Below are 24,076 nucleotides of genomic sequence, written 5' to 3' on the forward strand. Positions count from 1 at the left end.
TCGGGTCCGCCGCCGCTCCCATACTCGAATCGTCTCTACGCCGCCGAGCCCGAGGAAGTCCCCCATGACGAGCATCGAATACCGCCTTCCACAGCAGCGTCGCCTGGTCACCGCGCTGCCCGGCCCGCGCTCGGCGGCACTGACCGAGCGTCGCCGCACGGCGGTCGGGGCGGGTGTGGCGTCCTCCGTGCCGGTCTACGCCGCCGACGTCGACGGCGGGATCGTCGTCGACGTCGACGGCAACGCCCTGATCGACCTGGGTTCCGGTATCGCGGTCACCAGCGTCGGCGCCTCGGACCCGGCGGTCGTGGCGGCGGTACAGGAGCAGGTCGCGCACTTCACGCACACCTGCTTCATGGTCACCCCCTACGAGGGCTACATCGCCGTCGCCGAGAAGCTCGCGGCCCTGACCCCCGGCGACCACGCCAAGCGCACGGTGCTGTTCAACAGCGGCGCCGAGGCCGTCGAGAACGCGGTGAAGATCGCCCGCGTCGCCACCGGTCGCAGCGCCGTGGTGGTCTTCGACCACGCCTACCACGGCCGCACCAACCTGACGATGGCGCTGACCGCGAAGAACCAGCCCTACAAGGAGGGCTTCGGCCCGTTCGCCCCGGACATCCACCGTGTGCCGGCGTCCTACCCGTTCCGGGAGGGCCGCAACTACGACGGCACCGAGGTCACCGGCGAGCAGGCCGCCCACCGCGCGATCTCGCAGATCGACAAGCAGATCGGCGCGCACAACGTCGCCGCGATCGTGCTCGAGCCCATCCAGGGCGAGGGCGGATTCATCGTGCCGGCCAAGGGTTTCCTGCCCACCCTCGTCGACTGGGCGAAGGCCAACGGCATCGTCTTCGTCGCCGACGAGGTGCAGACCGGCTTCGCGCGCACCGGTGACTGGTTCGCCGGCAACGACGAGAACATCGTCCCGGACCTGATGACCCTCGCCAAGGGCATCGCCGGCGGCATGCCGCTCGCCGCGGTGACCGGCCGCGCCGAACTGATCGACGCCGTCCACGGCGGCGGTCTCGGCGGCACCTACGGCGGCAACCCCGTCGCGTGCGCCGCGGCGCTCGCCACCCTGGACCGGATCGAGCAGCTGGACCTGTGCGGCCGCGCCCGGCGCATCGAGCAGATCGCCACCGATCGGTTGCGGGCGCTCGCCGCGGACGTCGACATCGTCGGCGAGGTCCGCGGCCGCGGCGCGATGCTCGCCGTCGAGTTCGTCCGGCCCGGCACCCGCGAGCCGAACCCGGAGGCCACCAAGGCGATCGCCGCGAAGGCGCTCGAGCAGGGCGTCATCGTGCTCACCTGCGGCACCTACGGCAACGTCGTCCGCCTGCTGCCGCCGCTGGTGATCTCCGACGAGCTGCTCACCGACGGCCTCGACGTTCTCGCTGCCGCCGTCCGCGACGTCGCGGGCGTGCGCCCGACCCTGGCAGGAGTCACCCGATGACCCACACCCTTCCCGCGGGCGTCCCGACCCGCCTCTGGCTGGGCGGCAAGCTCACCGACTCGTCCACCGGCGCGACGTTCCCCGTCGAGGACCCGGCCACCGGCGCGGTGCTCGCCGACGTCGCCGACGCCTCCGCCGACGACGGGCTGCGCGCCCTCGACCTCGCCGTCGCCGCGCAGGCCGAGTGGGCGGCGACCCCGCCGCGCGTGCGGGGCGAGATCCTGCGCACCGCCTTCGAACTCGTCCACGCCCGCGCCGACGACTTCGCCCGCGTCATCACCCTCGAGATGGGCAAGACCGTCGCCGAGGCCCGCGGCGAGGTGAACTACGGCTCGGAGTTCCTGCGCTGGTTCGCCGAGGAGGCCGTGCGCATCGGCGGCCGCACCGCCACCGCCCCCGCCGGGAACGGGCGCATCCTCGTCACCAAGGAACCGGTCGGGCCCGTCCTGGCGATCACCCCGTGGAACTTCCCGCTGGCGATGGCCACCCGCAAGATCGGCCCGGCCCTGGCCGCGGGCTGCCCGATCCTGGTCAAGCCGGCCGCCGAGACCCCGCTGACGATGCTGCTGCTCGGGCAGGTCTTCGCCGACGCCGGCCTGCCGGCCGGGGTGCTGTCGATCCTGCCCGCCACCGATGCCGCGGCGCTCACCGGGCCGCTGCTCGCCGACGCGCGGCTGCGCAAGATCACCTTCACCGGTTCCACCGGCGTCGGCAAGCTGCTGGTCCGCCAGTCCGCCGACCGGCTGCTGCGCACCTCGATGGAACTCGGCGGCAACGCCCCGTTCCTGGTGTTCGACGACGCCGATCTCGACGCCGCCGTCGACGGCGCGATGGCCGCGAAGATGCGCAACGGCGGCGAGGCCTGCACCGCCGCCAACCGCTTCCACGTCGCCCGCCGTGTCGCGGTCGAGTTCACCGACAAGCTCACTGCCCGCATCGCGGCGCTGCGCAGCGGCCACGGCCTCGACGACGGCACCGACCTCGGCCCGCTCATCACCGCCCGGCAGCGCGCCACGGTCGACGCGCTGGTGCGCGACGCCGTCGAGCGCGGCGCCCGGGTCCGCACCGGCGGGCAGATCCCCGACGGGCCCGGCACGTTCTACCCGCCGACCGTGCTCGACGAGGTGCCGGCCGACGCGCGGCTGCTGCGCGAGGAGATCTTCGGCCCGGTCGCGGCGATCACCGTCTTCGACACCGAGGACGAGGCCGTCGCCGCCGCCAACGACACCGAGTACGGCCTGGCCGCCTACTTCTACACCCGCGACCTGGACCGCGCGATGCGCGTGGCGGGCGCACTGAAGACCGGCATGGTCGGGGTCAACCGCGGGGTCATCTCCGACGTCGCCGCCCCCTTCGGCGGCGTCAAGGAGTCCGGTTTCGGCCGCGAGGGCGCGGCCGAGGGCATCGAGGAGTACCTCGACACCAAGTACATCGCCCTGTAGCGGGACCATCAGGAATCCGAATACCGGCTCGGTCCGGGAGCGCGGCACGTCGCGCTCCCGGGCCGAGCCGTATCCTATTGGGACTCAGTCATTCCGGAGCCGATCCAGGCGCGCCTCGAGTCCGGCGATCATCGCGTCGAGGCCGGCGTCGAAACCGGCGTCCGGGGTGTAGTCGCCGCCCGAGCCGGCGAACGCGTCGATCGCCGCGGTGAACACCGGGCTGACGCCGGCGAGGTCGGCGGTGTCGAAGATGTCGGCCGGGGCGTTGGCGTCGAGCGCGGAGCCGAAGATGAACGACTCCAGCGCGACGACGACCGGCACGATGGTCCCGATCGGCCACCCGGCCTCGGCGAAGCCCGCGGCCACCGCCTCGTAGACCGCGAGGGTGCGGGGCGCGCCCGCGACGGGCATCACGGCGATCACCGGGACCAGCGGCGCGTGCCGGGCGAACACGTCCCGGTAGGACAGGGCCCAGCGCCGTGTCGCCACGGCCCACGGCTCGGTGCCGAACCCGCTGACGTCGACCTTGGTCATGAGATCTTCCTGCACCCACAGCAGGACGTCCTGCTTCGAGCGCACGTGGTTGTACAGGGCGGACGGGGCCACCCCGAGGGCGCGGGCGAGCTTGGCGACGGTGAAGGCGTCGTAGCCGCCGTGTTCGATCACGTCGAGTGCGGCGTCGGTGATCGCTTGCCGAGACAGCACTTTCGTCGACGGCCGGCCGGCGCGCCGGTGCGTCCCCTCTCCCACGCCGCTCCCCCTCCGTCTCACGATTTCCGGCCACGAATTGCCGCGAGGGTCTTCTCCTCGCGCCTCGATGAGGTTACAGTGTGATGCGACACATATGAATGTCGTTCATTTTCTCGAAGGGGAATCCCATGCAATCCATCGAGCGTGACGTCGTCGTCGTCGGGGCGGGACCGTCCGGCCTGACCGCCGCCTACCGCCTGCGACAGGCGGGCCTGCGGGTCGCCGTCCTCGAAGCCCGCGACCGCGTCGGCGGCCGCACCTGGACCGACACGATCGACGGAGCGATGCTCGAGATCGGCGGTCAGTGGGTGTCCCCCGACCAGACCGCCCTGATCGCCCTCCTCGACGAACTGGGTCTGCGCACCTTCGCCCGCTACCGCGACGGCGAGAACATCTACCTCGACGCCGAGGGCCGGCCCGTCCGGTACCGCGGCGACACGTTCCCGACCTCCGAGCACACCCGCGCCGAGATGGACAAGCTGATCGCGCTGCTCGACGCGCTCGCCGCCGAGATCGGCCCCCACGAGCCGTGGGCGCATCCGCGGGCGCGGGAACTCGACACCGTCTCCTTCCACCACTGGCTCCGGGCTAACTCGGACGACGAGGAAGCGTGCGCCAACATCGGGTTGTTCATCGCCGGGGGCATGCTCACCAAGCCGGCCCACGCGTTCTCCGCGCTGCAGGCGATCCTCATGGCGGCATCCGCGGGTTCGTTCAGCAACCTCGTGGACGAGGACTTCATCCTCGACAAGCGCGTCGTCGGCGGTATGCAGCAGGTGTCGGAGCGGCTGGCCGAAAGGCTCGGCGACGACGTGTTTCTCGGAAATCCGGTGCGGACCCTGCACTGGTCCGAGGGCGCGGAGGCCGGGGCGCCGGGGCGCGTGCGCGCGGTGGCCGACGGGGTCGCCGTCGACGCCCGGTTCGCCGTGCTGGCCGTGCCGCCGAACCTGTACTCCCGCATCTCCTACGTCCCGCCGCTGCCGCGCCGCCAACACCAGATGCACCAGCACCAGTCCCTCGGGCTCGTCATCAAGGTGCACGCCGTGTACGACACGCCGTTCTGGCGCGAGGAGGGCCTGTCCGGCACGTGCTTCGGCGCCGGGGCGCTCGTCCAGGAGATCTACGACAACACCAATTTCGAGGATCCGCGGGGCACCCTGGTGGCGTTCGTGGCGGACGAGAAGGCCGACGCCGTCTTCGAACTCTCCGCCGCGGAACGCAAGGCCGCGATCCTCTCGTCCATGGCCGGTTATCTCGGCGAGAAGGCCCAGAACCCGGTGGTCTACTACGAATCCGACTGGGGCTCCGAGGAGTGGACCCGCGGGGCCTACGCGGCGAGCTACGATCTCGGCGGCCTGCACCGCTACGGCAAGGACCAGCTCACACCCGTCGGACCGATCCTCTTCTCGTCGTCCGACCTGGCCGCCGAGGGCTACCAGCACGTCGACGGCGCCGTGCGCATGGGCGAGGACACGGCCCGGCGCATTCTCGACGCCCTCGGCTCCCGCGCGACCGCGGCGGCCGGCGCCCCGGCGCACTGACCGCCCCGCCCTTCCCCCTGCAGATCCGAAGATCCGGTTTCACAATAGTTTTCACGCTCGCTCGGCGCCCGTCTCGGCGTCCGACCCGCTCACGACGAGGTGAGCATTCCGGTCCCGGCGGCGCCGCCCTCCGGCAGCGCCGCCGCCCTCCGAACCTTTCGCACCCGATCCGGCCGCCGGATCCCTGGCCCGGCACCGTCGGTGCGGCCCACACTGATCACCAGAGTCCCTGCCCCGGCCGGGCAGGCCTCCGAGAGGAACCCAGCCATGACCGCTCTCCGCGAGAACTACATCGACGGCGCATTCGTGCCCTCGACGGCCACCGAATCCCTGCCGCTGATCGACCCGGTCGACGAATCCCTCGTGGGCTCGATCCCGGTGTCGACCGCCGCCGACGTCGACGCCGCGGTGGCGGCCGCGCAGCGCGCGTTCCGCACCTGGGGCAGGACCACCCCCAAGGAACGCCAGACGGCGCTGCTGAAGCTCGCCGACGCCCTCGAGGAGCACTGCGACGAACTCGTCGAGGCGGAGTGCCGCAACACCGGCCAGCCGAAGTCCATGATCGCCGACGAGGAGGTCAAGGTCGGTGCGGACCAGCTGCGCTTCTTCGCCGGCGCGGCCCGCATGCTCGAGGGCAAGGCGGCCGGCGAGTACATGGAGGGCCACACCTCCTACGTGCGGCGCGAGCCGATCGGCGTGGTCGGTCAGGTCACGCCCTGGAACTACCCGCTGATGATGGCGCTGTGGAAGATCGGACCCGCGCTCGCGGCCGGCAACACCATCGTCCTCAAGCCCAGCGACACCACCCCCGACAGCACGCTGGTGCTCGCCCGCCTGACCCGGGGCATCCTGCCCGACGGCGTCTTCAACGTCGTGCTCGGCAACGCCGCCACCGGGGCCGCCCTCGTCGAGCATCCCGCGCTCGGCCTGGTGTCGATCACCGGTTCGGTCCGCGCAGGCACCGAGGTGGCGGTCTCCGCGGCCCGGCAGCTCAAGCGCGCGCACCTCGAACTCGGCGGCAAGGCCCCCGTCCTGGTCTTCGACGACGCCGACGTGCCGAAGACCGCCGAAGCCGTCGCGGCGGCCGCCTTCTTCAACGGCGGCCAGGACTGCACGGCCGCCACCCGGGTACTGGTCCACGAGTCGATCCACGACGACCTCGTCGACGCGCTGGCGCGGCAGGCCGAGCTGCTGCGCCCGGGCCGCCCCGACGACTCGGACGCCTTCTACGGCCCGCTCAACAACGCCGCGCACTTCCAGCGCGTCACCGACAAGATCGCCGCCCTGCCCGCCTCGGCGACGATCGTCACCGGCGGCCGGCGCGCCGGCGAGAAGGGCTTCTTCTTCGAACCGACGATCGTCACCGGCGTGGGCCAGCACGACCCCATCGTGCAGGACGAGACGTTCGGCCCGGTCCTGACGGTGCAGTCCTTCGCCACCGAGGACGAGGCCGTCGCGCTGGCCAACGACGTCCGCTACGGGCTCGCCGCGAGCGTGTGGACCCGCGACCACGGGCGCACCCAGCGGCTGTCCGCCACGCTCGACTTCGGCGCGGTGTGGATCAACTGCCACATCCCGCTCGTCGCGGAGATGCCGCACGGCGGGTTCAAGCAGTCCGGCTACGGCAAGGACCTCTCCGCCTACAGCGTCGAGGACTACACCCGCATCAAGCACGTGATGAGCACCCACGACTGACCTGCCGCGGCCCGACCGCGCCGTTGCCGGAAGCCGGCGGCACCCTCCCGCCGGCTTCCCCTACCGGATCGGAATCCCATGAGACTGGTTGTCGGATACCTCGCCACCCCCAGCGGCGCGGACGGGCTGGCGCTCGGCGTCCAGCTCGCCCGCAGCCTGGGCGCCGAACTCGACATCTGTATGGTCCTGCCCCCGGACCGCCCGGTGCCCTCCCGGGTGCCCGCCGAACCCGGGTACGAGGACGTCCTCGCCGGCACGGGCGAAGCATGGCTCGCCCAGGCGGCGGCCACGGTGCCCGACGACGTGCGGGCGCACACGCACCTGAGCTTCCACGAATCCTTCGCGCAGGGCCTGCTCGACGAGGTCGCCCGGCTCGGTGCGCGCGCCGTCGTTCTCGGGGCCGCGGGCGACGGGCTCCTCGGCCGGCACTCCATCGGCACGGTGTCGTCCGAGCTGCTGCATTCCGCGCCCGTGCCGCTGGCCCTGGCACCGCGCGGATTCCGACACTCGGCCGCGCCCCGCGTCCACGAGGTCACGTGCGCACTCGGCACCCGCACCGGAGCGGACGTCCTGCTCAGGACCGCGGTCCGCGCCTGCGAGCGGATGCGCACGCCGCTGCGGCTCGTCTCGCTCGTCGCCCTCGATCCGCACGGTCTCGGCCGCGACGCGCGCAAGTCGCACGAACTCGCCCTCGAGTCGGCGCGGGCCCACGCGCGCACCCTTCTGGACACCGCCCGCGCCGAGCTTCCCGGCGACTACCCGGTCCGGTCGCTCGTCGCGGACGGGGACACCGTCGAATCGGCGGTGGCGAAGCTCGAATGGCACGACGGCGACGTCGTGATGGTCGGCTCCAGCCGGCTCGCCCAACCGCACCGGCTCTTCCTGGGTTCGACGGCAGCGAAGATGCTGCGGGTCGTTCCGGTGCCCATGATCGTCGTTCCCAAGCACGAGTTCGAGAACAGTGAGTAGACCCGTCATGACGAATTCGCTTCCCACCACCGAGATCCGGGAGGTCCCCCCGATGGCCGCACCCACCGACGGTGTCGTCTCGAAGGGCCTGGCCGCCGGCCGGATCGGCACCTTCGGCGGTGCCGTCCTGGGCATCTCGTCCGTCGCGCCGGGTTACACGCTGACCGCGAGCATCGGCCTGATCGTCGCGGCCGTGGGACTGAAGATGCCGGCGATCTTCATCGCCGGGTTCGTCCCGATGTTCCTCACCGCGTACGCCTACCGCGAACTCAACTCCGAATCACCGGACTGCGGAGCGTCGTTCACGTGGTCGACGAAAGCCTTCGGCCCGTACGTGGGGTGGATGTGCGGCTGGGGCATGGTGATCGCGACGATCATCGTGCTGTCCAACCTGGCCGCGATCGCCGTCCAGTTCTTCTACCTGTTCCTGGCGCGGATCACCGGAGACGCCGCGCTCGCGGATCTGCCCGGGAACAAGCTCGTCAACGTCGGCACGACCCTGGTGTTCATCGCGATCGCGACGTGGATCGCGAGCCGCGGCATCACCACCAGCGAGCGCGTCCAGTACGCGCTCGTCGGCTTCCAGATGGTGCTTCTGCTCGCGTTCGCGGTCGCCGCGCTCGTGCACGTCGGCGCGGGCGACGCGCCCGCCGGGCTCTCGCTCGACGCCTCCTGGTTCGACCCGTTCCACGGACTCGCACTCGGCGCCTTCGTGATCGGCGTGACCGGCTCGATCTTCGCGTTCTGGGGATGGGACACGTGCCTGACCCTCGGGGAGGAGTCCCGCGACCCGAAGAAGACCCCGGGCCGGGCCGGGTTGCTGTGCGTGGCCACGATCCTGCTGACCTACCTGCTGGTGTCGGTCGCGGCGATGATGTACGCCGGCGTCGGTACGACGGGTCTCGGGCTGGGCAATCCCGACAACTCCGAGAACATCTTCGGCGCCCTCGCCGATCCCGTCCTGGGTCAGTGGGGCGGCCTGCTGCTCTTCCTCGCGATCTTCGTCTCGTCGGTGGCGAGCCTGCAGACCACCTTCCTGCCCGCGGCGCGGACGATGCTCGCCATGGGCGCCTACGGCGCGTTCCCGCGCCGGCTGGCGGCGGTGCACCCCCGCTTCCTGGTGCCCTCGTACGCGACGGTCGTCGCGGGGGTCGTCACCGCGGTGTTCTACGCCGGCGTGACGTTCCTGTCGGAACGGACCCTGCTCGACACCATTGCGGCGCTGGGGATCATGATCTGCTGGTACTACGGGATCACCGCGTTCGCGTGCGTCTGGTACTTCCGGGGACGGCTGTTCACCAGCGCTCGCAACGCCGTGTTCCGCTTCGCCTTCCCCCTCTCGGGCGGGATCATGCTCGCCGCCGTCTTCGCGATCTCCGTGGGCGAGAGCATGAATCCCGACAACGGCAGCGGCGCCGAGATCGGCGGCATCGGACTGGTGTTCTTCCTCGGCTTCGGGATCCTGCTGCTCGGTGCGGTCCTGATGCTGGTGATGCGGGCCCGCAACCCGCAGTTCTTCCGCGGGGAGACCCTCACGCGCAGCACCGCCGCGCTCACCGGTGAGACGGACGTGCTCTCCACCGACCGCGGTTGACCTCGGACCGCACCGATCACCGCCGGCCGGGCCGCTCAGCGCCCGGCCGGCGTCTGTGCGACCAGGCCGGCCACCAGTGCGCGCAGGCCGAATTCGAAGGCGGCATCGGCCCGTTGCGGATTGGGGCCCGCGGTCTGCAGCGCGGCGCGCATCGCGTCCCCGGTCTCGGGGACGTTCGCCCACACCACCTCGGGCGCGGCGAGGTCGAGCGCCGAGCCGAGAACGAAGCTGTCCACCGTCGTGACGGCATGCAGCACCTGCGCCGGGGTGAACCCGGCATCGGTGAATGCCTGTGCCAGAGCGTTGTACAGCCCGAACGCGACCGGCGACTGCACGGTCTGCGCGGTGAACAGCGGGATCAGCCGCGGATGCGCGGCGTAGGCGCGACGGTACTCGCGGGCGAGGGCGGCGACGGTCTCGGACCAGTCGCCGGCCGGGGCGCCCACGGCGATGGTGGACATGATGCGGGCCCGCATGGCCTCGACGATCTCGGCGCGCCCGGACACGTGGTTGTACAGCGACGACGGCCGCACCTTCAGCCGTTCGGCCAGTCCGGGCATGGTGAAGTCGCCCGCGGTGTCCACCATCCGGATGGCGGCGTCCGTGATGATCTCGGGCGAGAGCAGCCGCGTGGGCGGTCGTGGCATACGGACACTCCTCGAAATCGTCGTGGGCTCTTGCCCGGAACGCGCTCGTCCACCATACTTAACGAATCACATTCGTTTTATTCCCCGGACCGATTCCCGAGGACCCCATGCTCACCATCACCGCCACCACGCCGCCCGACTCGCTGTGCCGAGTGGACACCCCCGATCGGCCGCCGCTGCGCGTCGGACTGGTCCAGCACCGCTGGCACGACGACGAACGGGCGTTGCGCGCCGAACTCACCGAGGGCATCGCCACCGCCGCCGGCCTGGGCGCACGCGTCGTGTTCCTGCCCGAACTCACCCTCAGCCGCTACCCGGCCGACACACCCGGCGGCACCGACGCCGCCCGGACCGCCGAAGACCTGCGGACCGGCCCGACCGTCGCCTTCGCCGCGGCCGCCGCCTCCGCCCACGGCGTGTTCGTGCACGCTTCCCTCTACGAACGCGCCGACGGCTCCGACGGACTCGGCTACAACACCGCCGTCCTCGTCTCCCCGGCCGGCGAGCCGGTGGCCCGCACCCGGAAGCTGCACATCCCCGTGACCGCCGGATATCACGAGGACACCTACTTCCGGGGCGGACCGGCCACCGACCCGTATCCCGTCCACACCCCCGACGGCCTCGACGGCGCCCGCATCGGCATGCCGACCTGCTGGGACGAGTGGTTCCCGGAGGTGGCGCGCGCGTACTCGCTCGCCGGGGCCGAGATCCTCGTCTACCCGACGGCGATCGGTTCCGAACCCGACCATCCCGAGTTCGACACCCGTCCGCTGTGGCAGCAGGTGATCGTCGGAAACGGCATCGCCAACGGCACGTTCATGATCGTGCCGAACCGGTACGGCTGCGAGGGAGCCGTGACCTTCTACGGCTCCTCGTTCGTCTCCGATCCGTACGGCCGCATCCTGGTGCAGGCCCCGCGCGACGAATCCGCCGTGCTGGTGGCCGATCTCGACCTCGCGCAGCGCCGGGACTGGCTGTCGCTGTTCCCGTTCCTGACCACGCGCCGCCCGGACACCTACGGCTCGCTGACCGCGCCGGTGGATGCGCACGCCCCCTTCGGGGCCACGCGATGAGCTGGCGCATGCCCGCGGAGGGCGAACCGCACGAGCGCACGTGGATGGCCTTCCCCACCGAGGGATACTCGCTGGGCGACACCGCGGAGGAGCGCCACGAGGCCCGCGCCACGTGGGCCGCGGTCGCGCATGCCGTCGCCGAGTTCGAACCCGTCACCGTGGTGGCCGATCCCGGCCAGGTCGACGCGGCGCGCCGATACCTGTCCCGCGACGTCGAACTGATCGAGGCCCCGCTGAACGACGCCTGGATGCGCGACATCGGGCCGACCTTCGTCCTCGACGACGACGGCCGCCGCGGCGGGGTCGACTGGGTGTTCAACGGGTGGGGCGCCCAGGACTGGGCCCGCTGGGACCGCGACGCCCGGATCGCGTCGTTCGTGCTCGAGCGCGCCGGCGTCGAGCGCGTCGCCTCGACGCTGGTCAACGAGGGCGGCGGCATCCAGGTCGACGGTCTCGGCACCGTCCTGCTCACCGAGACCGTCCAGCTCGACCCCGGGCGCAACCCGCACCTGGACAAGGCCGCGGTCGAGGCGGAACTGCGGCGCACCCTCGGCGCGACCTGCGCGATCTGGCTGCCGCGCGGGCTGACGCGGGACCAGGAACGCTACGGCACCCGCGGGCACGTCGACATCGTCGCCGCGATCGCGTCCCCCGGTGTGGTCCTCGTCCACGACCAGCGCGACCGGGACCACCCGGACTTCCACGTCACCGCCCAGATCGTCGACCGGCTGCAGCACACGACCGACGTCCGCGGCGAGCCGTGGTGCATCGTCCGGGTGCCGGCCCCGGCCACGGTGCGCGACGACGAGGGCTGGGTGGACTACAGCTACATCAACCACTACGTCGTCAACGGCGGGGTGATCGCCTGCCGCTTCGGCGACCCCGCCGACGACGAGGCCGCGGAGATCCTGGCGGCCGCGTATCCGGGCCGGCGCGTCGTGGGAGTGGACGCCCGGCCGCTCTTCCGCCGCGGGGGCGGCATCCACTGCATCACCCAGCACCAACCGCGGTGACGGGTCCGGCGGTGCCGCCGCGCCGGCACCGCCGGCCCGTCCGTTGAACAGCGCCCGGAGCAGATTCCCGGGCCGGGTCGGTGGTTCGCTACCGTGCGGCCGTACGGGACGCGGTGAAGGGCGTCGGACCCGTGATCGCCACGTTCCCCGGGCGCTCATCGGGGACGAGCACACAGTGGGTACGGCCGTAGACGGTGTACATGCACTTGTTGTTGTGGTTGCACCGTCCGGTCACCGTGTGGTCCGCGCGGATGCGCTCGATCAGATCCGGCTCCCGCAGCAGCGCGCGCCCCATGGCGACGAAGTCGAACCCCTCCCGCATTCCGGTGGTGATGTGGTCGTAGTTGTTGATCCCGCCCAGGAGGATCAACGCGGTGTGCTCCATGACGGGAACGAACTGGCGAGCGGACTCGAGCATGTACAGATCCTCGTAGGGATACGAACCCAGCGCCCGTTTGCCGAACAGGCGCACACCCGTCCTGAAGGGTTCCTTCATGACCGACGCGAACTCGTCGACAGGCACGTCGCCGCGGAACAGGTACATCTGCTTGAAGAAGGACGAGCCCTGCGTCAGCTCGAGCGCATCGAGGTTGCGGTCCTGGTCGAGCAATTGCGCTGTGCGAAGGGACTCGGTGAGCCAGATGCTGCCGCGGATCCCGTCGTCCATGCTCATTTTCGCGGTGACAGCCACTCGCGTGCCGACCACCTCCCGCACCCGGTGGGCGATCTCACGGACGAAGCGGGAGCGATTGTCGATGCTGCCCCCGTACTCGTCCTTCCTGCGGTTCAGAAGCGGACTGAGAAACGAGCTCGGCAGATACAGATGGCCGAAGTGCAGTTCGATCGCATCGAACCCGGCCTCGGCCGCGACGGCGGACGCCTCACCGAATTGATCGACGACCTTCTGGATCTCGGCTCGATCGATTTCGCGGCAGTACTCGAAAGACGAAGGGTTGATCACCCGGCTCGGTGCCATCGCGGTGACGCCTGTGATCTTCTTCGAGGCCACCACACCGGCGTGGCCGAGTTGAGCGGAGATTGCGCCACCGGCCTCGTGGACGGCATCCGTCAGCTTCCGCAGGCCGGGAAGCGCCTGCCGGTTCATCAGTATCTGACCGGGCGCGCTGGCGCCCTCGGGAGCCACACAGCAGTACGCGACCGTCGTCATGCCCACCCCACCGCGGACGAAGCCGAGGTGGAAGTCGATCAGGTCGTCGGTGACCAGACCTTCGGGTGAACGCCCCTCCGATGTCGCGGCCTTGACGATGCGGTTGCGGAGCCGGACAGGGCCCAACGTCGCGGGGGCGAACGGATCCCGGGGCGCGGTGGCCGACCCGGTCGAGGTTTCCGAAACGGTCATGGCGAGCAGCCCTCCCGACTGAGTGGATGTGACCCCACTTACATTCCGCAGGCAGCCGTGCCCGTGTCAACGAGCGTCCCTCTCAGCGGACACCGCACGGGCTCGGCGCTCGTCCGGACGGCGGACCCCGGCGACGGTGCGCGACGAAGAGGGCCGCCCTTCCACCGCGGGGCGACATCCACTGCGTCTCCGAGCACCGACCGCGACGGTCGTCGCCGGCGCTGTCCGGTGTCGGCGAAGACGGCCCCCGTGACCCGTCCCCCCTCTACTGTGTCCTCGGGACGGCCCACGGCGCGTGCGGGAGGTTTCCTGTGACGGAGGAACGGCTCGATACCGGGGCGGCGGATCGGATCGTCGGTTCGATCGTCGACTCGACCGGGATCTCGCGCGCCAAAACTTTTCCCGCGCACATGCTTTCGTGGTTCATCGAGGTCGGTGCGGGGGCGTCGCCGAGCTGGGCGGTGTTCTGCGTCGACGACCACCTGGCGTTCACACCGTCGCTGTCGGTGACGGGTGATCTGCGGCTGCGGATCGACCGCGACCGGCTCCGGCGTATCGGCGACGGGATCCGATGGGCTCCTGCCGGCCTGTACGACCAGAACGGGACACGGTCGTCGCTGTGCACCCGCGGGGTGCTCGAACGCGTCGTCGACGCTCTCGCCGGGATCGGGGTGCAGGCCCGGATCGGGCACGAGGTGGAGTTCACGCTCGTCGGCGGGCACGGCGAGTGGGCCGCGTACGGACTCGGCGCCGTCCTCGGGCAGGACGAGTTCGTCGCCGACCTGCTGCGTGCCGCCGCAGGCGCCGGACTGGGGATCGAGCAGATCCACGCCGAGGCGGGCGCGCAGCAGTTCGAACTGTCCCTGTCCCCCACCGACCCGGTCGGCTCGGCCGACGACCTCGTTCTCGCGCGCATCCTGATCGGTCGCACCGCGCGCGCCCACGGGATGCGCGCGTCGTTCTCGCCCGTGCCCGTCGCCGGCGGGTCGGGCAACGGCGCCCACGTCCACGTGTCCTTCACCCGGGACGGGCGGCCGCTGCTGTCCGGTGGCGCCGGCCCGCACGGGATGACGGACGCGGGCGGCAGCGTCGTCGCCGGCATCCTGCGCGCCCTCCCCGACCTCGGCGCCGTCCTCACCGGGTCCGTGCTCTCGCACCTGCGGCTGCGGCCGGGCATGTGGGCGGGCGCCTGGTGCTGCTGGGGACTCGAGAACCGCGAGGCCGCGGTGCGGCTGTGCGCCCTCACGCCTGGGAATCCGCACGGCGCGCATCTCGAGGTCAAGCCGGTGGATCCGTCGGCGAACCCGTACCTCGCCTGCGCGGCGATCCTCGGGGCCGCGCACGCCGGCCTCGTCGGTGCACTGCCGCTGCCGGCGGAGGTCCCGGTCGATCCCGTCCGGCTGACCGACGCCGAACGCGCCGCGCTCGGGGTCGACCTCCTGCCCACGAGCCCCGACGACCTGCTCGCGGCCCTCGCCTCGTCGCGGCTCGCCGGTGACCTGTTCGGGCCGTCGCTGCGCGAGGCGCTGCTCGCGGTGAAGAGCTACGAGTACGGCGAGTACCGCGCGCGGCCACCCGCCGAACTCGCGGAGCGGTTCCGTTTCGCATGGACCACCTGAGGGCGTGGCGAATTTCACCGTAACGGGCGTGCCGGGTTTGTCGATCTACGGCCGTCGGCAACTGCGGACAGTCGACACCTGTGGAGAACGGACGACCATGCACAATCCCGAGTCGGTGGACCCCCTCGCGTCCACCCAGCCCATCGCCAAGCTGCTCGTCCCGGGCGAGCCGGCCGCGGCGCCGGCGTCGCACTCCGCGGCGCGGGTCCCGGCCTCCGGCGCCGAGGTCCGACGCGTCAAACGGCTGACCTACGGCGACGAGCCCCGCGGGCGCTCGTGGCGACCGGATCTGTGGACGGTCGTCGGCGTGCTGGCCGTGCTGCTGGCGGTCGCGTTCGTCGTCGTCGCGGTACTCGTCTCGGGGAACCGGTCGCAACCGTCGTACCGGCCCGGTTACGCACCGTCGGGCATGGGCGCTGCGTCCGTGCCCGTCGCAGCCGTCGCGTGAGGATCCACGACCTGCCCTCCTCCCGCTGAGCGGGATCGCCGGAGTGTCGCCGCCCTCCCGGGGCAGCAGCATCGACCTGCTGACCGAGTAGGAGGAGTGAATCGATGAGTGAATTCGAAGGCCGGGTCGCGCTGATCACGGGCGGGGCACGCGGGCAGGGACGCAGCCACGCGGTGGCGCTGGCCGAGCGCGGCGCCGACATCGTGCTGTGCGACCGGTGTGCCGACAGCCCGGTGGTGCCGTACCCGCTGGCCACCGAGGCCGACCTGGAGGAGACCGCGGAGGCGGTGCGCGCGACCGGGCGCCGGTGCCTCACCGCGAAGCTGGACACCGCGGACCGCCCGGCGATGGACGAACTCGTCGCGCAGGCGCACGCGGAGTTCGGCCGGATCGACATCGCGGTGGCGAACGCCGGAGTGTCGGTCGCCGCCCCGATCCAGTCGATGACCGAGGCACAGTGGGCCGAGGCGATCGGCTCGAACCTGACCGGGGTGTTCAACACGGTCGGGTCGGTGGCACCCGGCATGGTGGAGCGTGGGTACGGCCGGATCGTGACGATCTCGTCGATGCTCGGGCGCGCGGGCAGCACCAACATGGCGGCGTACAGCGCGTCGAAGTGGGGCGTGATCGGCCTGACCAAGAGCGCCGCGCTGGATCTGGCTCCGCACGGGATCACGGTGAACGCGATCGCCCCCGGGAACATCTCGACGCCGATGATCCACAACGACTTCCTCTACGGCCTGATGCGCCCGGACCTCGAGCACCCCGGCGCCGACGACGTGGCGCCGGTCTTCCAGAGCCTGCACGCACAGCCGGTGCCGTGGCTCGATCCCGCGGAGATCACCCGCGTGGTGCTGTTCTTCGCCGCCGAGGCGAGCGCCCACATCAGCGGCACCGTGCTGCCGGTCGACGCCGGCAACGCGGGCCGGGTGACCGGATAGGCGCCTCCGGCGCCGGTGCGTCCTTTGGGCGGCCAGGGCAGCCCAAAGGACGCACCGGGGGCGTCAGCCCCAGCGGGACTGACCGCCGTCGAGGGGGATGGTCGCGCCGGTGAGGTAGCCGGCGTCCTCGCCGACGAGGAAGACGACGGCCCGGCCGATGTCGGTCTCGGGGTCGCCGATGCGACGCAGGGGGATTCCGGCGCGGAACTCCTCGGCCTCCTCGGGGTTGCGTTCCATCCACCGCTCGAGTCCCGGCGACAGGGCGTGGGGGGCGATGGCATTGACGCGGATGCCGTCGACGCCCCACTCGCACGCCGCGGCACGGGTCAGCGACCGCATGCCCTCCTTGATCGATCCGTAGACGCCGTAGTTGCTCGCGTCCCACCGGACCGCCGCCGAGGTGACGAGGTTGACGATTGATCCGCCCCCGCGTTCCTTCATCACCGGGTAGCAGGCCCGCATCAGCCGCAGCGTCGCGAGCGGTCCGGTGGCGAAGGACCGCTCGAACTCGTCGTCGGTGAACGACAGCAGCGGTCCGGGCCGGCAGTCGTTGGCGTTGTTGACCAGGATGTCCACGCCGCCGAAGTGCTCGACGGTGCGCTGGACCGCCGCGTCGACGTCGTCGGGGTTGCTGACGTCGCAGCGCACGGCGAGTGCCTTGCCGCCGAGCTCCTCGATCGCCTCGGCCGTCGAGATCACCTTGGATTCGGTGCGGCCCGCCGCCGCGATCCGCACGCCCTCCTTGGCGAGGGCGAGGGCGATGCCCCGGCCGATCCCCTGCCCCGCGCCCGTGATGAGCGCGACCTTGCCGTCCAGCTTGCTCATGTGTCCTGCTCCGGTTCTCTCGCCACTTCGGAAGTCCTGGTGCGTCCCAGGCTCCCCGTCCACTATCCTTGACCAAGCACTTGCTTGTCTATGTCGGTTTCCACCGTCGCCCGCGAAAAGCGTCGGACGGCAAGCAGTCTCGAACCGCTCCGAACTCGCAGAAAGGTAGCCACGTGCACCTTCCCAATCCTGCCGACCACACCGGGCGCGCCGTGATCGTCACCGGCGGCACCAAGGGCATCGGCTTCGTCGTCGCCGAGCACTTCCTCGCCGCCGGCGCCGACGTCCTGGTCTGCGCCCGCAACGAACCCGAGACGCTGCCCGCGGTCGACGGCCGCAGCGCCGCGTTCCGGGCCGTCGACGTGCGCAACCCGGCCGACGTGGCCGGCCTCGTCGACGACACCGTCGCCCGGTTCGGCCGGCTCGACGTGCTCGTCAACAACGCCGGCGGGTCGCCGGACGCCGACGCCGCCACCGTCTCCCCGCGCTTCGTGGAGAAGATCGTCGCACTGAACCTGCTCGCCCCGTTCTACGCCGCGCAGGCCGCCAACCGGGTGATGCAGGAACAGCCCGAGGGCGGCGCGATCGTCAACATCGGCAGCGTCTCGGCGCACGACCCGCAGCCCGGCACCGCCGCCTACACCGCCGCCAAGGCCGGCCTGCTGGGCCTGACGAAGGCTCTCGCCCTCGAATGGGCCCCGAAGGTGCGCGTCAACCACATCACCACCGGCCTGATCCGCACCGAGGCCGCCGCGTCGGTGTACGGCGACGACGGCGGCGCCGCCGTGACCCGGACCCTGCCGATGGAGCGGATGGCGGTCCCGTCGGACATCGCCCGGGCCTGCCTGTTCCTCGGCAGCGACCTGGCGGCCTACGTCAACGGCGCCGACCTCGCCGTCCACGGCGGCGGCGAGTTCCCGGCCCGGTACATGGCCCTGCACGGGAAGTGACCGCGCGGATCGGTGCCCGGATGCCGGGCACCGATCCCACGTCACGCGAACGACGCCCGCGCCCCCGAGATCACGGCCCGTCCGTCCCCGACCACCTCGAACGCCACGTCGTCGCGTCCACCCCAGGCCCGCAACTCGGCGACGTCGCCGGGGAACACCGGCGCCGCGAAGCGGCCCTGCAGCGCGGTGAGATCCGCCGGATGCGCACCGACGAGCCGCGCCAGCGGCAATGTCGCCGCCGCGAGCGTGCACAGCCCGTGCATGATCGGACGCGGTTGCCCGATCCGCGCGGCCGCCTCCGGGTCGATGTGGATGTGGTGCCGGTCGCCGGTGAGCCGGTAGAGCGCGGCCTGGTTGGCGGCGGTGGCCAGAGGCGCGGTCAGCTCCGGCTCGCCCTGCGGGGCCGCCGGCTTCGACGGGCCGCGCTCGCCGCCGAACCCACCCGCGCCGGGCGCGAAGATCGACCAGGTCGCGACGAAGTACTCGCACTCGACCCGGACCTCGAACACGGCCGCGGCGCCCTTGTCCCACACCTCACCCACCGACGCCCGCAGCTCCACCTCGCCGCGGCGCGGCAGCGGAGCCAGCACGGTCAGCTCCTGCGAGCCGTGCAGCGCGGTGCCGGTGTCGAACGCGCCCCGCGAGCCCAGCTCGTCCGGCGCCCACTGGGCGAGGGTCAGCGCGAACGTCGGCAGCACCCGCAGCCGGTCCTCGAGCACCAGGTCCAGGTCGGTGGCCGGCTGGGCGCCGACGGCGAGCGCGTACAGGATCGCGTCGCGCTCGTCGTAACTCACCGTGCGGGTGCCCAGGTCGGCGCCGCGCCACGCACCGGCCTTCTGCTCCACTGCCGTCATGTCGTGTCCTTCCGGTTCAGGCCGCGCCGAGGATCAGGCCGGAGGTGGGAACCGCGGTTCCCGCTGTCACCAGCACGTTCTCGACGCCGTCGGGTTGGTTGGTGGAGGTGCCGCGCAGCAGGCGCACCGCCTCGGCGATGCCGTTGACGCCGTGCAGATACGCCTCGCCGACCTGCCCGCCGTGGGTGTTGGACGGCAACCGGCCGCCGAGCTCGAGATTGCCCTCGCGGATGAAGTCCTTCGCCTCGCCGGGGCGGCAGAAGCCGAGTTCCTCGAGCTGCGGCAGCACCAGCGGGGTGAAGTGGTCGTAGAGGATCGCGGCGTCGATCTCGTCCGGGCTCAGGCCGCTCTGCGCGTAGAGCTGGCGGCCGACCAGACCCATCTCCGGGATGCCGGAGATGTCCGGACGGTAGTAGCTGGTCATCATGTGCTGGTCCTTGCCGGAGCCCTGCGCGGCGCCCTTGACCAGGACCGGTGTGTGCCGCAGGTCCCGGGCCCGCTCGGCGGAGACGACGACGAGCGCCTGCCCGCCGTCGGTTTCCTGGCAGCAGTCGAGCAGGTGCAGCGGCTCGGCGATCCACCGCGAGTTCTGGTGGTCCTCGAGCGTGATGGGCTTGCCGTAGAACCACGCCGCGGGGTTGTTCGCGGCGTGCTTGCGGGCGACGACGGCGACCCGGCCGAAATCCTCGCTCGTGGCACCGTACTGGTGCATGTACCGGCGGGCGAACATCGCGACCCACTGGGCGGGAGTCGCCAGTCCCTGCGGGGTCAGCCACGCGTAGGCCGCGCGGTCGGCGGTCGAATCCATCGGCCGGTCGTGCTGGCCGAGACCGAACCGGACCCCGGAACGTTCGTTGAACGCACGGTAGACCACGACGACCTCGGCGACGCCCGTCGCGACGGCCATCGCGGCCTGCTGCACGGTCGCGCAGGCCGCCCCGCCGCCGTACCCGATGCGGGAGAAGAACTTCAGTTCCCCGAGTCCGCAGTTGCGGGCGACGAGGATCTCGCCGTTGGTCTCCATCGTGTAGGTGGCCAGGCCGTCGACCTCGGACGGGTCGATGCCGGCGTCGGCCAGCGCCGCGACGATCGCCTCGCACGCGAGCTGCAGCTCGGAGCGGCCGGACTTCTTGGAGAACTCGGTGGCGCCGATGCCGACGATCGCGGCGGCACCGGAGAGCGGGGTGGTCATCGGGTTCCTCCCGGCCGGTCGGTGAAGGCGATCGTGACGGTGCCGGCGGCGTGGTCGCCGAGGCTGTTGGCGCCGCGGACGCGGACCTCGACGAGCCCGTCGGACTTGCCGACCACCTCACCGGTCATCGTCATGGTGTCGCCGGGGTAGTTCGGTGCGCCCAGGCGGATCTTCACCCGCCGCACCACGGCGCACGGACCGGCCCAGTCCGTGACGAACCGGCCCACCAGGCCGTTGCTGGTGAGGATGTTCATGAACACGTCCTTCGATCCGCGCTCGCGGGCGAGTTCGGGATCGTGGTGGACGTCCTGGAAGTCGCGGGTCGCGAGGGCGGTCGCGACGATCAGGGTGCGGGTGAGCGGGATCGCGAGTTCGGGCAGCACCTCGCCGATCTCGATGTCGTCGTAGCTGCGGTCCGTGGACACGGTGGCGGTCATGCCACCACCTCGACCCCGGCAGCGAGCTGGGCACCGAGCCGCGCCAGATCCGACGCGGACCCGCCGAGGGTGGCGCCGATCTGCTTGCCCCACAACAGGTGCCGATGCACCGGATAGTCGGTGTCGACGCCCATTCCGCCGTGCACGTGCGTCGTGCGGTGCACGACGCGCTGACCGCCGTCGGTGGCCCACCACTTGGCGACGAGCACCGATGTGCCCGGGTCCGCGCCCTCGGTGAGCAGCCAGGCCGCCTGCCACAGCGTCACCCGCATGGCCTCGAGGTCGATGTAGCAGTCGGCGAGCTGATGGCCCACCGCCTGGAACGTCGCGAGCGGACGCCCGAACTGCATGCGCCCGTTGAGGTAGGTGACGGCCTGCTCGACCGCCCCGGCACCGACACCGAGCTGCAGGGCGGCGAGCGCGAGCTCGACGCGGTCGAGCAACCACTGCACCGCGGTGCCGTCGGCGGGGCCGAGCAGCTCGGCGGGCGCCGCGTCGAACGTGACGTTGCCGCAGATCTCCCACGTGGTGGACTGCGTCTGCTCCACGGTGACACCGTCACCGGCGAGGTCGACGACGAACAGCGCGGCACCGGCCGGCGTCGTCGCCGACACGATCGCGCGCTCCGCGACGTGGGTGACCGGGACGGCGGCCTTGGCGCCGGTCAAGTGCCACCCGCCGCCGGTCTCGGTCGCGGTGGTCGCCGGAGCGCCGTCGACGTACGGACCGAACTCCTCGAGCCCGATCGTCAGGAACCGGCTGCCGTCGGCGACGCCGGGAACCAGCGCGGTGCGCTGCGCGTCGGTGCCGAACTCGACCACCGCCAGGGCGGCGAGCACGGACTGCCAGATCGGGACGGGCGCCACGTGCCGGCCCTGCTGCTCGAGCAGCACGTACAGCTCCGACAATCCGAGACCGCCGCCGCCGAGCTCCTCGGGCAGGGCGACGCCGAGCAGACCGGTGGTGGCGAGTTCGCGCCACAGCTCCCGGTCGACGCGCTCGTCGCCGAGCTCGACCTGCTTGACCCGGTCGATGCCGGCCTTGCCGGTGAAGACCTCGTGGGCGAGGCCGCGAATCGCTTCCTGCTCTTCGCTGAAGTTGAAATCCATCTACGAGTCCTCCCGTGCGGCCGGCCGGAACGCGGGCAGCGTCAAATCCGGGTCGGCGTCGATCCAGTCCAGTTCCACCGGCATGCCGATCTCCACCGCGTCCGGCGCGACACCGGTCATGTTCGCGATCAGGCGGGTGCCCTCCTCGAGTTCGATCGTCGCCACGACGAGCGGGTACTCGAAGCCGGGAATCTGCGGGTGGTGGTTGACCACGAAGCTGTAGACGGTGCCGCGGCCCGACGCGTCGACGGTGTCCCAGTCGAGCGAGCGGCACTGCCCGCACATCGGTCCCGTCGGGTGCCGCAGGGTGCCGCACGACGTGCAGCGCTGGATCACCAGCCGGTGCTCCTTCGCCGCCTCGAACCAGAAGGCGTTGTCGGCGTTGAGCGCCGGGCGCGGACGCAGCCCCTTCGGCTTCGCCTGCGCCGCATCGTCAGGCTGCGCCGTGCCCTTCGGCTGCGCCGTGCCCTTCGGCCGGAAACGGAGGGTGCGCCACCGCTGGGTGGCGACGACCTCGCCGGCGCCGTTGCGGTACGTCTTGAGCGTGGTCACGAAGTGCCCGGCACCGAGCCCGGTCCTCTTCTCCTCCGAGATCGACTCGATCACCTCGGTGAGCGAGACCCGGTCGCCGGGGCGCAGCTCGGTGAAGAACTCGAAGTCCGAGTCGGTGGCGACGACGGAGGTGAACCCGGCGGCGTCCAGGGTGGCGATCAGGTCGGTCCACACCTGCGACGGGTCGTTGTTCGCCATCTTGTCGGTGAAGGTGCGCATCGTCCACACCTGCGTCATGAGCGCGGGGGCGACGGCACCGTCACGGCCGGTGGCGCGGGCGGCCTCGTCGTCGAGGTAGATCGGGCAGGTGTCGCCCATCGTCTCGACCCAGTGCCGGATCATCGGGGTGTTGACCTCGTCCGGCCCCCACGTGGTGGGGGTCAGGGTCTGCCCCTCGAACGCCCGCAGCGTGGTCAGCAGTTCGCTCACTTGACCCTCTTCTCCCGCACGAGGCCCAGGCCCATGGTGCCGACCATGTCGCGCAGGACCTCGTTGACGCCGCCGCCGAACGTGTTGACCATGCCCTGCCGGGAGATCTGCTCGATCTGACCGGCCAGCACCGCGCCCGGCGATTCGGGACGGATGCGACCGGCCGCGCCGAGGATGCCCAGCAGCGTCCGGTACACGTCGACGTGGGTCTCGGTGCCGTACACCTTGGTGGCACCGGCGTCCGCGCCCGAGAGGGTGTCGGCCGCGACGGCGGCGGTCATCTTCCAGTTCAGCAGCCGCATCGCCTCGAGCTTCGCGTGGGTGCGGGCGAATTCCTGCTGCACCCAGGGAATCTCGATGGCGCCGTTCTCCTTCGCCCAGTCCAGCACCTGATGCCACAGCCCGTAGGTGCGGCCGCCGATCGCGGCCAGGCCGATGCGCTCGTGGTTGAGCTGGGCGGTGATCAGCGGCCAGCCGCCGTTGATCTCCCCGACCACGTCCCGGTCGGGGACGCGGATGCCGCTGTAGTAGGTGGCGGTGACCGACAGGCCGCCGACGGTGTGGATCGGCGACCACGAGAACCCGGGCGCCTCGGTCGGCACCATGAGGATCGAGATCCCGCGGTGCTTGGGGGCGTCGGCGTCGGTGCGGCACGCCAGCCACACGTAGTCGGCGGTGTTGGCGCCCGAGGTGAAGATCTTGTTGCCGTCGACCACCCACTCGTCGCCGTCGCGCACCGCGCGGGTCTTCAGCGACGCCAGGTCGGTGCCGGCCTCCGGCTCGGTGTAGCCGATGGCGAAGACGATGTCGCCGGAAAGGATGCCGGGCAGGAAGCGGTCCTTCTGCTCCTGCGTGCCGTACTTCATCAGGGTCGGGCCGACCGTGTTGACGGTGACGAACGGGAACGGCAGGCCCGCGCGCTGCACTTCGTCGAAGAAGACGAACTGCTCCTCGATGGACTTGCCCTGCCCGCCGTACTCCGTGGGCCAGCCGATCCCCAGCCAGCCGTCCTTGCCGAGCAGCGTGACGACCTCGCGGAAGTGCTCGCCCCCCACTCCCTGCTCACCGGCGCGGCGACGCTTGTCCTCCGGCAGCAGCGACGCGAAGTAGGCGCGCAGCTCCCTCCTGAGCGCGACCTGCTCCGGGGATTCCTTCAGATCCATCGCGAATTCTCCTAGCGACC

Annotated in this window: 22 protein-coding genes; 12 read left to right on the top strand and 10 right to left on the bottom strand. The window is 71.4% G+C overall.

What is annotated here, in order from left to right:
- Window positions 1-64 precede the first annotated feature (64 nt).
- The gene (gene gabT / locus F1734_RS22600; RefSeq protein ID WP_048773259.1) at window positions 65-1,453 is read left to right on the top strand and encodes a 4-aminobutyrate--2-oxoglutarate transaminase; all 1,389 of its coding nucleotides are present in this window, start codon (window positions 65-67) and stop codon (window positions 1,451-1,453) included.
- On the top strand, window positions 1,450-2,895 hold the full coding sequence (locus F1734_RS22605; protein WP_017679895.1) for an NAD-dependent succinate-semialdehyde dehydrogenase: 1,446 nt from the start codon (window positions 1,450-1,452) through the stop codon (window positions 2,893-2,895). The genes gabT and F1734_RS22605 overlap by 4 nt, the downstream gene beginning before the upstream one ends.
- 84 nt (window positions 2,896-2,979) lie before the next feature.
- Here F1734_RS22605 and F1734_RS22610 read toward each other — a convergent pair whose 3' ends face one another.
- Window positions 2,980-3,645: a TetR family transcriptional regulator gene (locus F1734_RS22610; protein WP_228287100.1), complete on the bottom strand. Its 666-nt coding sequence runs from the start codon at window positions 3,643-3,645 to the stop codon at window positions 2,980-2,982.
- Between the two features lie 128 nt (window positions 3,646-3,773).
- On the opposite strand from F1734_RS22610, the gene F1734_RS22615 reads away from it, so the two are divergent.
- The 4 genes from F1734_RS22615 (at window position 3,774) to F1734_RS22630 (ending at window position 9,444) form a co-directional block, all read left to right on the top strand.
- Window positions 3,774-5,186, top strand: a complete 1,413-nt coding sequence (locus tag F1734_RS22615; RefSeq protein WP_124258867.1) for a flavin monoamine oxidase family protein — start codon at window positions 3,774-3,776, stop codon at window positions 5,184-5,186.
- Window positions 5,187-5,453: 267 nt separating this feature from the next.
- A complete protein-coding gene (locus F1734_RS22620) occupies window positions 5,454-6,881 on the top strand; it encodes a gamma-aminobutyraldehyde dehydrogenase (RefSeq protein ID WP_017679892.1) in 1,428 nt (475 codons plus the stop codon).
- Between the two features lie 78 nt (window positions 6,882-6,959).
- Window positions 6,960-7,850 carry a universal stress protein gene (locus F1734_RS22625; RefSeq protein ID WP_017679891.1) on the top strand — a complete coding sequence of 297 codons (891 nt, stop codon included), beginning with the start codon at window positions 6,960-6,962 and terminating at the stop codon, window positions 7,848-7,850.
- A gap of 52 nt (window positions 7,851-7,902) precedes the next feature.
- The gene (locus F1734_RS22630) at window positions 7,903-9,444 is read left to right on the top strand and encodes an APC family permease (protein WP_304563469.1); all 1,542 of its coding nucleotides are present in this window, start codon (window positions 7,903-7,905) and stop codon (window positions 9,442-9,444) included.
- A gap of 35 nt (window positions 9,445-9,479) precedes the next feature.
- On the opposite strand, the gene F1734_RS22635 is transcribed toward F1734_RS22630, so the two are convergent.
- Window positions 9,480-10,091, bottom strand: a complete 612-nt coding sequence (locus tag F1734_RS22635; RefSeq protein WP_017679889.1) for a TetR/AcrR family transcriptional regulator C-terminal domain-containing protein — start codon at window positions 10,089-10,091, stop codon at window positions 9,480-9,482.
- 107 nt (window positions 10,092-10,198) lie between these two features.
- On the opposite strand from F1734_RS22635, the gene F1734_RS22640 reads away from it, so the two are divergent.
- On the top strand, window positions 10,199-11,164 hold the full coding sequence (locus tag F1734_RS22640) for a nitrilase-related carbon-nitrogen hydrolase (protein WP_017679888.1): 966 nt from the start codon (window positions 10,199-10,201) through the stop codon (window positions 11,162-11,164).
- Window positions 11,161-12,177 carry an agmatine deiminase family protein gene (locus F1734_RS22645; RefSeq protein ID WP_203011103.1) on the top strand — a complete coding sequence of 339 codons (1,017 nt, stop codon included), beginning with the start codon at window positions 11,161-11,163 and terminating at the stop codon, window positions 12,175-12,177. The genes F1734_RS22640 and F1734_RS22645 overlap by 4 nt, the downstream gene beginning before the upstream one ends.
- An 88-nt stretch (window positions 12,178-12,265) precedes the next feature.
- On the opposite strand, the gene F1734_RS22650 is transcribed toward F1734_RS22645, so the two are convergent.
- Window positions 12,266-13,537, bottom strand: coding sequence for an NADH:flavin oxidoreductase (locus F1734_RS22650; RefSeq protein WP_191902491.1), 1,272 nt, complete (start codon window positions 13,535-13,537; stop codon window positions 12,266-12,268).
- 311 nt (window positions 13,538-13,848) lie between these two features.
- On the opposite strand from F1734_RS22650, the gene F1734_RS22655 reads away from it, so the two are divergent.
- From F1734_RS22655 to F1734_RS22665, 3 genes are all read left to right on the top strand, one after another.
- Complete coding sequence (locus F1734_RS22655; protein ID WP_203011104.1) at window positions 13,849-15,156, top strand: type I glutamate--ammonia ligase; 1,308 nt, start codon at window positions 13,849-13,851, stop codon at window positions 15,154-15,156.
- A gap of 97 nt (window positions 15,157-15,253) precedes the next feature.
- A complete protein-coding gene (locus F1734_RS22660) occupies window positions 15,254-15,604 on the top strand; it encodes a hypothetical protein (RefSeq protein ID WP_017679884.1) in 351 nt (116 codons plus the stop codon).
- Between the two features lie 104 nt (window positions 15,605-15,708).
- Window positions 15,709-16,545: a mycofactocin-coupled SDR family oxidoreductase gene (locus F1734_RS22665; protein ID WP_124258870.1), complete on the top strand. Its 837-nt coding sequence runs from the start codon at window positions 15,709-15,711 to the stop codon at window positions 16,543-16,545.
- A gap of 63 nt (window positions 16,546-16,608) precedes the next feature.
- Here F1734_RS22665 and F1734_RS22670 read toward each other — a convergent pair whose 3' ends face one another.
- On the bottom strand, window positions 16,609-17,370 hold the full coding sequence (locus F1734_RS22670; protein WP_010596058.1) for an SDR family NAD(P)-dependent oxidoreductase: 762 nt from the start codon (window positions 17,368-17,370) through the stop codon (window positions 16,609-16,611).
- 173 nt (window positions 17,371-17,543) lie between these two features.
- Between F1734_RS22670 and F1734_RS22675 the strand changes: the two genes are divergently transcribed.
- A complete protein-coding gene (locus tag F1734_RS22675; protein ID WP_010596059.1) occupies window positions 17,544-18,320 on the top strand; it encodes an SDR family oxidoreductase in 777 nt (258 codons plus the stop codon).
- Between the two features lie 41 nt (window positions 18,321-18,361).
- Here F1734_RS22675 and F1734_RS22680 read toward each other — a convergent pair whose 3' ends face one another.
- The 6 genes from F1734_RS22680 to F1734_RS22705 are packed head-to-tail and all read right to left on the bottom strand — an operon-like array spanning window position 18,362 to window position 24,056.
- Window positions 18,362-19,174, bottom strand: a complete 813-nt coding sequence (locus tag F1734_RS22680) for a MaoC/PaaZ C-terminal domain-containing protein (RefSeq protein WP_203011105.1) — start codon at window positions 19,172-19,174, stop codon at window positions 18,362-18,364.
- Between the two features lie 16 nt (window positions 19,175-19,190).
- The gene (locus F1734_RS22685; protein WP_010596061.1) at window positions 19,191-20,366 is read right to left on the bottom strand and encodes a lipid-transfer protein; all 1,176 of its coding nucleotides are present in this window, start codon (window positions 20,364-20,366) and stop codon (window positions 19,191-19,193) included.
- Window positions 20,363-20,803, bottom strand: coding sequence for a MaoC family dehydratase (locus F1734_RS22690; RefSeq protein ID WP_010596062.1), 441 nt, complete (start codon window positions 20,801-20,803; stop codon window positions 20,363-20,365). The genes F1734_RS22685 and F1734_RS22690 overlap by 4 nt, the downstream gene beginning before the upstream one ends.
- Complete coding sequence (locus F1734_RS22695; protein WP_017679882.1) at window positions 20,800-21,912, bottom strand: acyl-CoA dehydrogenase family protein; 1,113 nt, start codon at window positions 21,910-21,912, stop codon at window positions 20,800-20,802. Before F1734_RS22695 ends, F1734_RS22690 begins: the two co-directional genes overlap by 4 nt.
- Complete coding sequence (locus F1734_RS22700; protein WP_102031576.1) at window positions 21,913-22,893, bottom strand: bifunctional MaoC family dehydratase N-terminal/OB-fold nucleic acid binding domain-containing protein; 981 nt, start codon at window positions 22,891-22,893, stop codon at window positions 21,913-21,915.
- Window positions 22,890-24,056, bottom strand: a complete 1,167-nt coding sequence (locus tag F1734_RS22705) for an acyl-CoA dehydrogenase family protein (RefSeq protein ID WP_203011106.1) — start codon at window positions 24,054-24,056, stop codon at window positions 22,890-22,892. Before F1734_RS22705 ends, F1734_RS22700 begins: the two co-directional genes overlap by 4 nt.
- Window positions 24,057-24,076 lie beyond the last annotated feature (20 nt).

The organism is Rhodococcus ruber (genome assembly GCF_016804345.1).
Classification (GTDB): Bacteria; Actinomycetota; Actinomycetes; order Mycobacteriales; family Mycobacteriaceae; genus Rhodococcus; species Rhodococcus ruber.

What these genes read in the sequence shown, in the direction of transcription:
- gabT (WP_048773259.1), top strand. Translation starts at nt 65, where the DNA reads ATGACGAGCATCGAATACCGCCTTCCACAGCAGCGTCGCCTGGTCACC.
- F1734_RS22605 (WP_017679895.1), top strand. Translation starts at nt 1,450, where the DNA reads ATGACCCACACCCTTCCCGCGGGCGTCCCGACCCGCCTCTGGCTGGGC.
- F1734_RS22615 (WP_124258867.1), top strand. Translation starts at nt 3,774, where the DNA reads ATGCAATCCATCGAGCGTGACGTCGTCGTCGTCGGGGCGGGACCGTCC.
- F1734_RS22620 (WP_017679892.1), top strand. Translation starts at nt 5,454, where the DNA reads ATGACCGCTCTCCGCGAGAACTACATCGACGGCGCATTCGTGCCCTCG.
- F1734_RS22625 (WP_017679891.1), top strand. Translation starts at nt 6,960, where the DNA reads ATGAGACTGGTTGTCGGATACCTCGCCACCCCCAGCGGCGCGGACGGG.
- F1734_RS22630 (WP_304563469.1), top strand. Translation starts at nt 7,903, where the DNA reads ATGGCCGCACCCACCGACGGTGTCGTCTCGAAGGGCCTGGCCGCCGGC.
- F1734_RS22635 (WP_017679889.1), bottom strand. Translation starts at nt 10,091, where the DNA reads ATGCCACGACCGCCCACGCGGCTGCTCTCGCCCGAGATCATCACGGAC.
- F1734_RS22640 (WP_017679888.1), top strand. Translation starts at nt 10,199, where the DNA reads ATGCTCACCATCACCGCCACCACGCCGCCCGACTCGCTGTGCCGAGTG.
- F1734_RS22645 (WP_203011103.1), top strand. Translation starts at nt 11,161, where the DNA reads ATGAGCTGGCGCATGCCCGCGGAGGGCGAACCGCACGAGCGCACGTGG.
- F1734_RS22650 (WP_191902491.1), bottom strand. Translation starts at nt 13,537, where the DNA reads ATGACCGTTTCGGAAACCTCGACCGGGTCGGCCACCGCGCCCCGGGAT.
- F1734_RS22660 (WP_017679884.1), top strand. Translation starts at nt 15,254, where the DNA reads ATGCACAATCCCGAGTCGGTGGACCCCCTCGCGTCCACCCAGCCCATC.
- F1734_RS22665 (WP_124258870.1), top strand. Translation starts at nt 15,709, where the DNA reads ATGAGTGAATTCGAAGGCCGGGTCGCGCTGATCACGGGCGGGGCACGC.
- F1734_RS22670 (WP_010596058.1), bottom strand. Translation starts at nt 17,370, where the DNA reads ATGAGCAAGCTGGACGGCAAGGTCGCGCTCATCACGGGCGCGGGGCAG.
- F1734_RS22680 (WP_203011105.1), bottom strand. Translation starts at nt 19,174, where the DNA reads ATGACGGCAGTGGAGCAGAAGGCCGGTGCGTGGCGCGGCGCCGACCTG.
- F1734_RS22685 (WP_010596061.1), bottom strand. Translation starts at nt 20,366, where the DNA reads ATGACCACCCCGCTCTCCGGTGCCGCCGCGATCGTCGGCATCGGCGCC.
- F1734_RS22690 (WP_010596062.1), bottom strand. Translation starts at nt 20,803, where the DNA reads ATGACCGCCACCGTGTCCACGGACCGCAGCTACGACGACATCGAGATC.
- F1734_RS22695 (WP_017679882.1), bottom strand. Translation starts at nt 21,912, where the DNA reads ATGGATTTCAACTTCAGCGAAGAGCAGGAAGCGATTCGCGGCCTCGCC.
- F1734_RS22705 (WP_203011106.1), bottom strand. Translation starts at nt 24,056, where the DNA reads ATGGATCTGAAGGAATCCCCGGAGCAGGTCGCGCTCAGGAGGGAGCTG.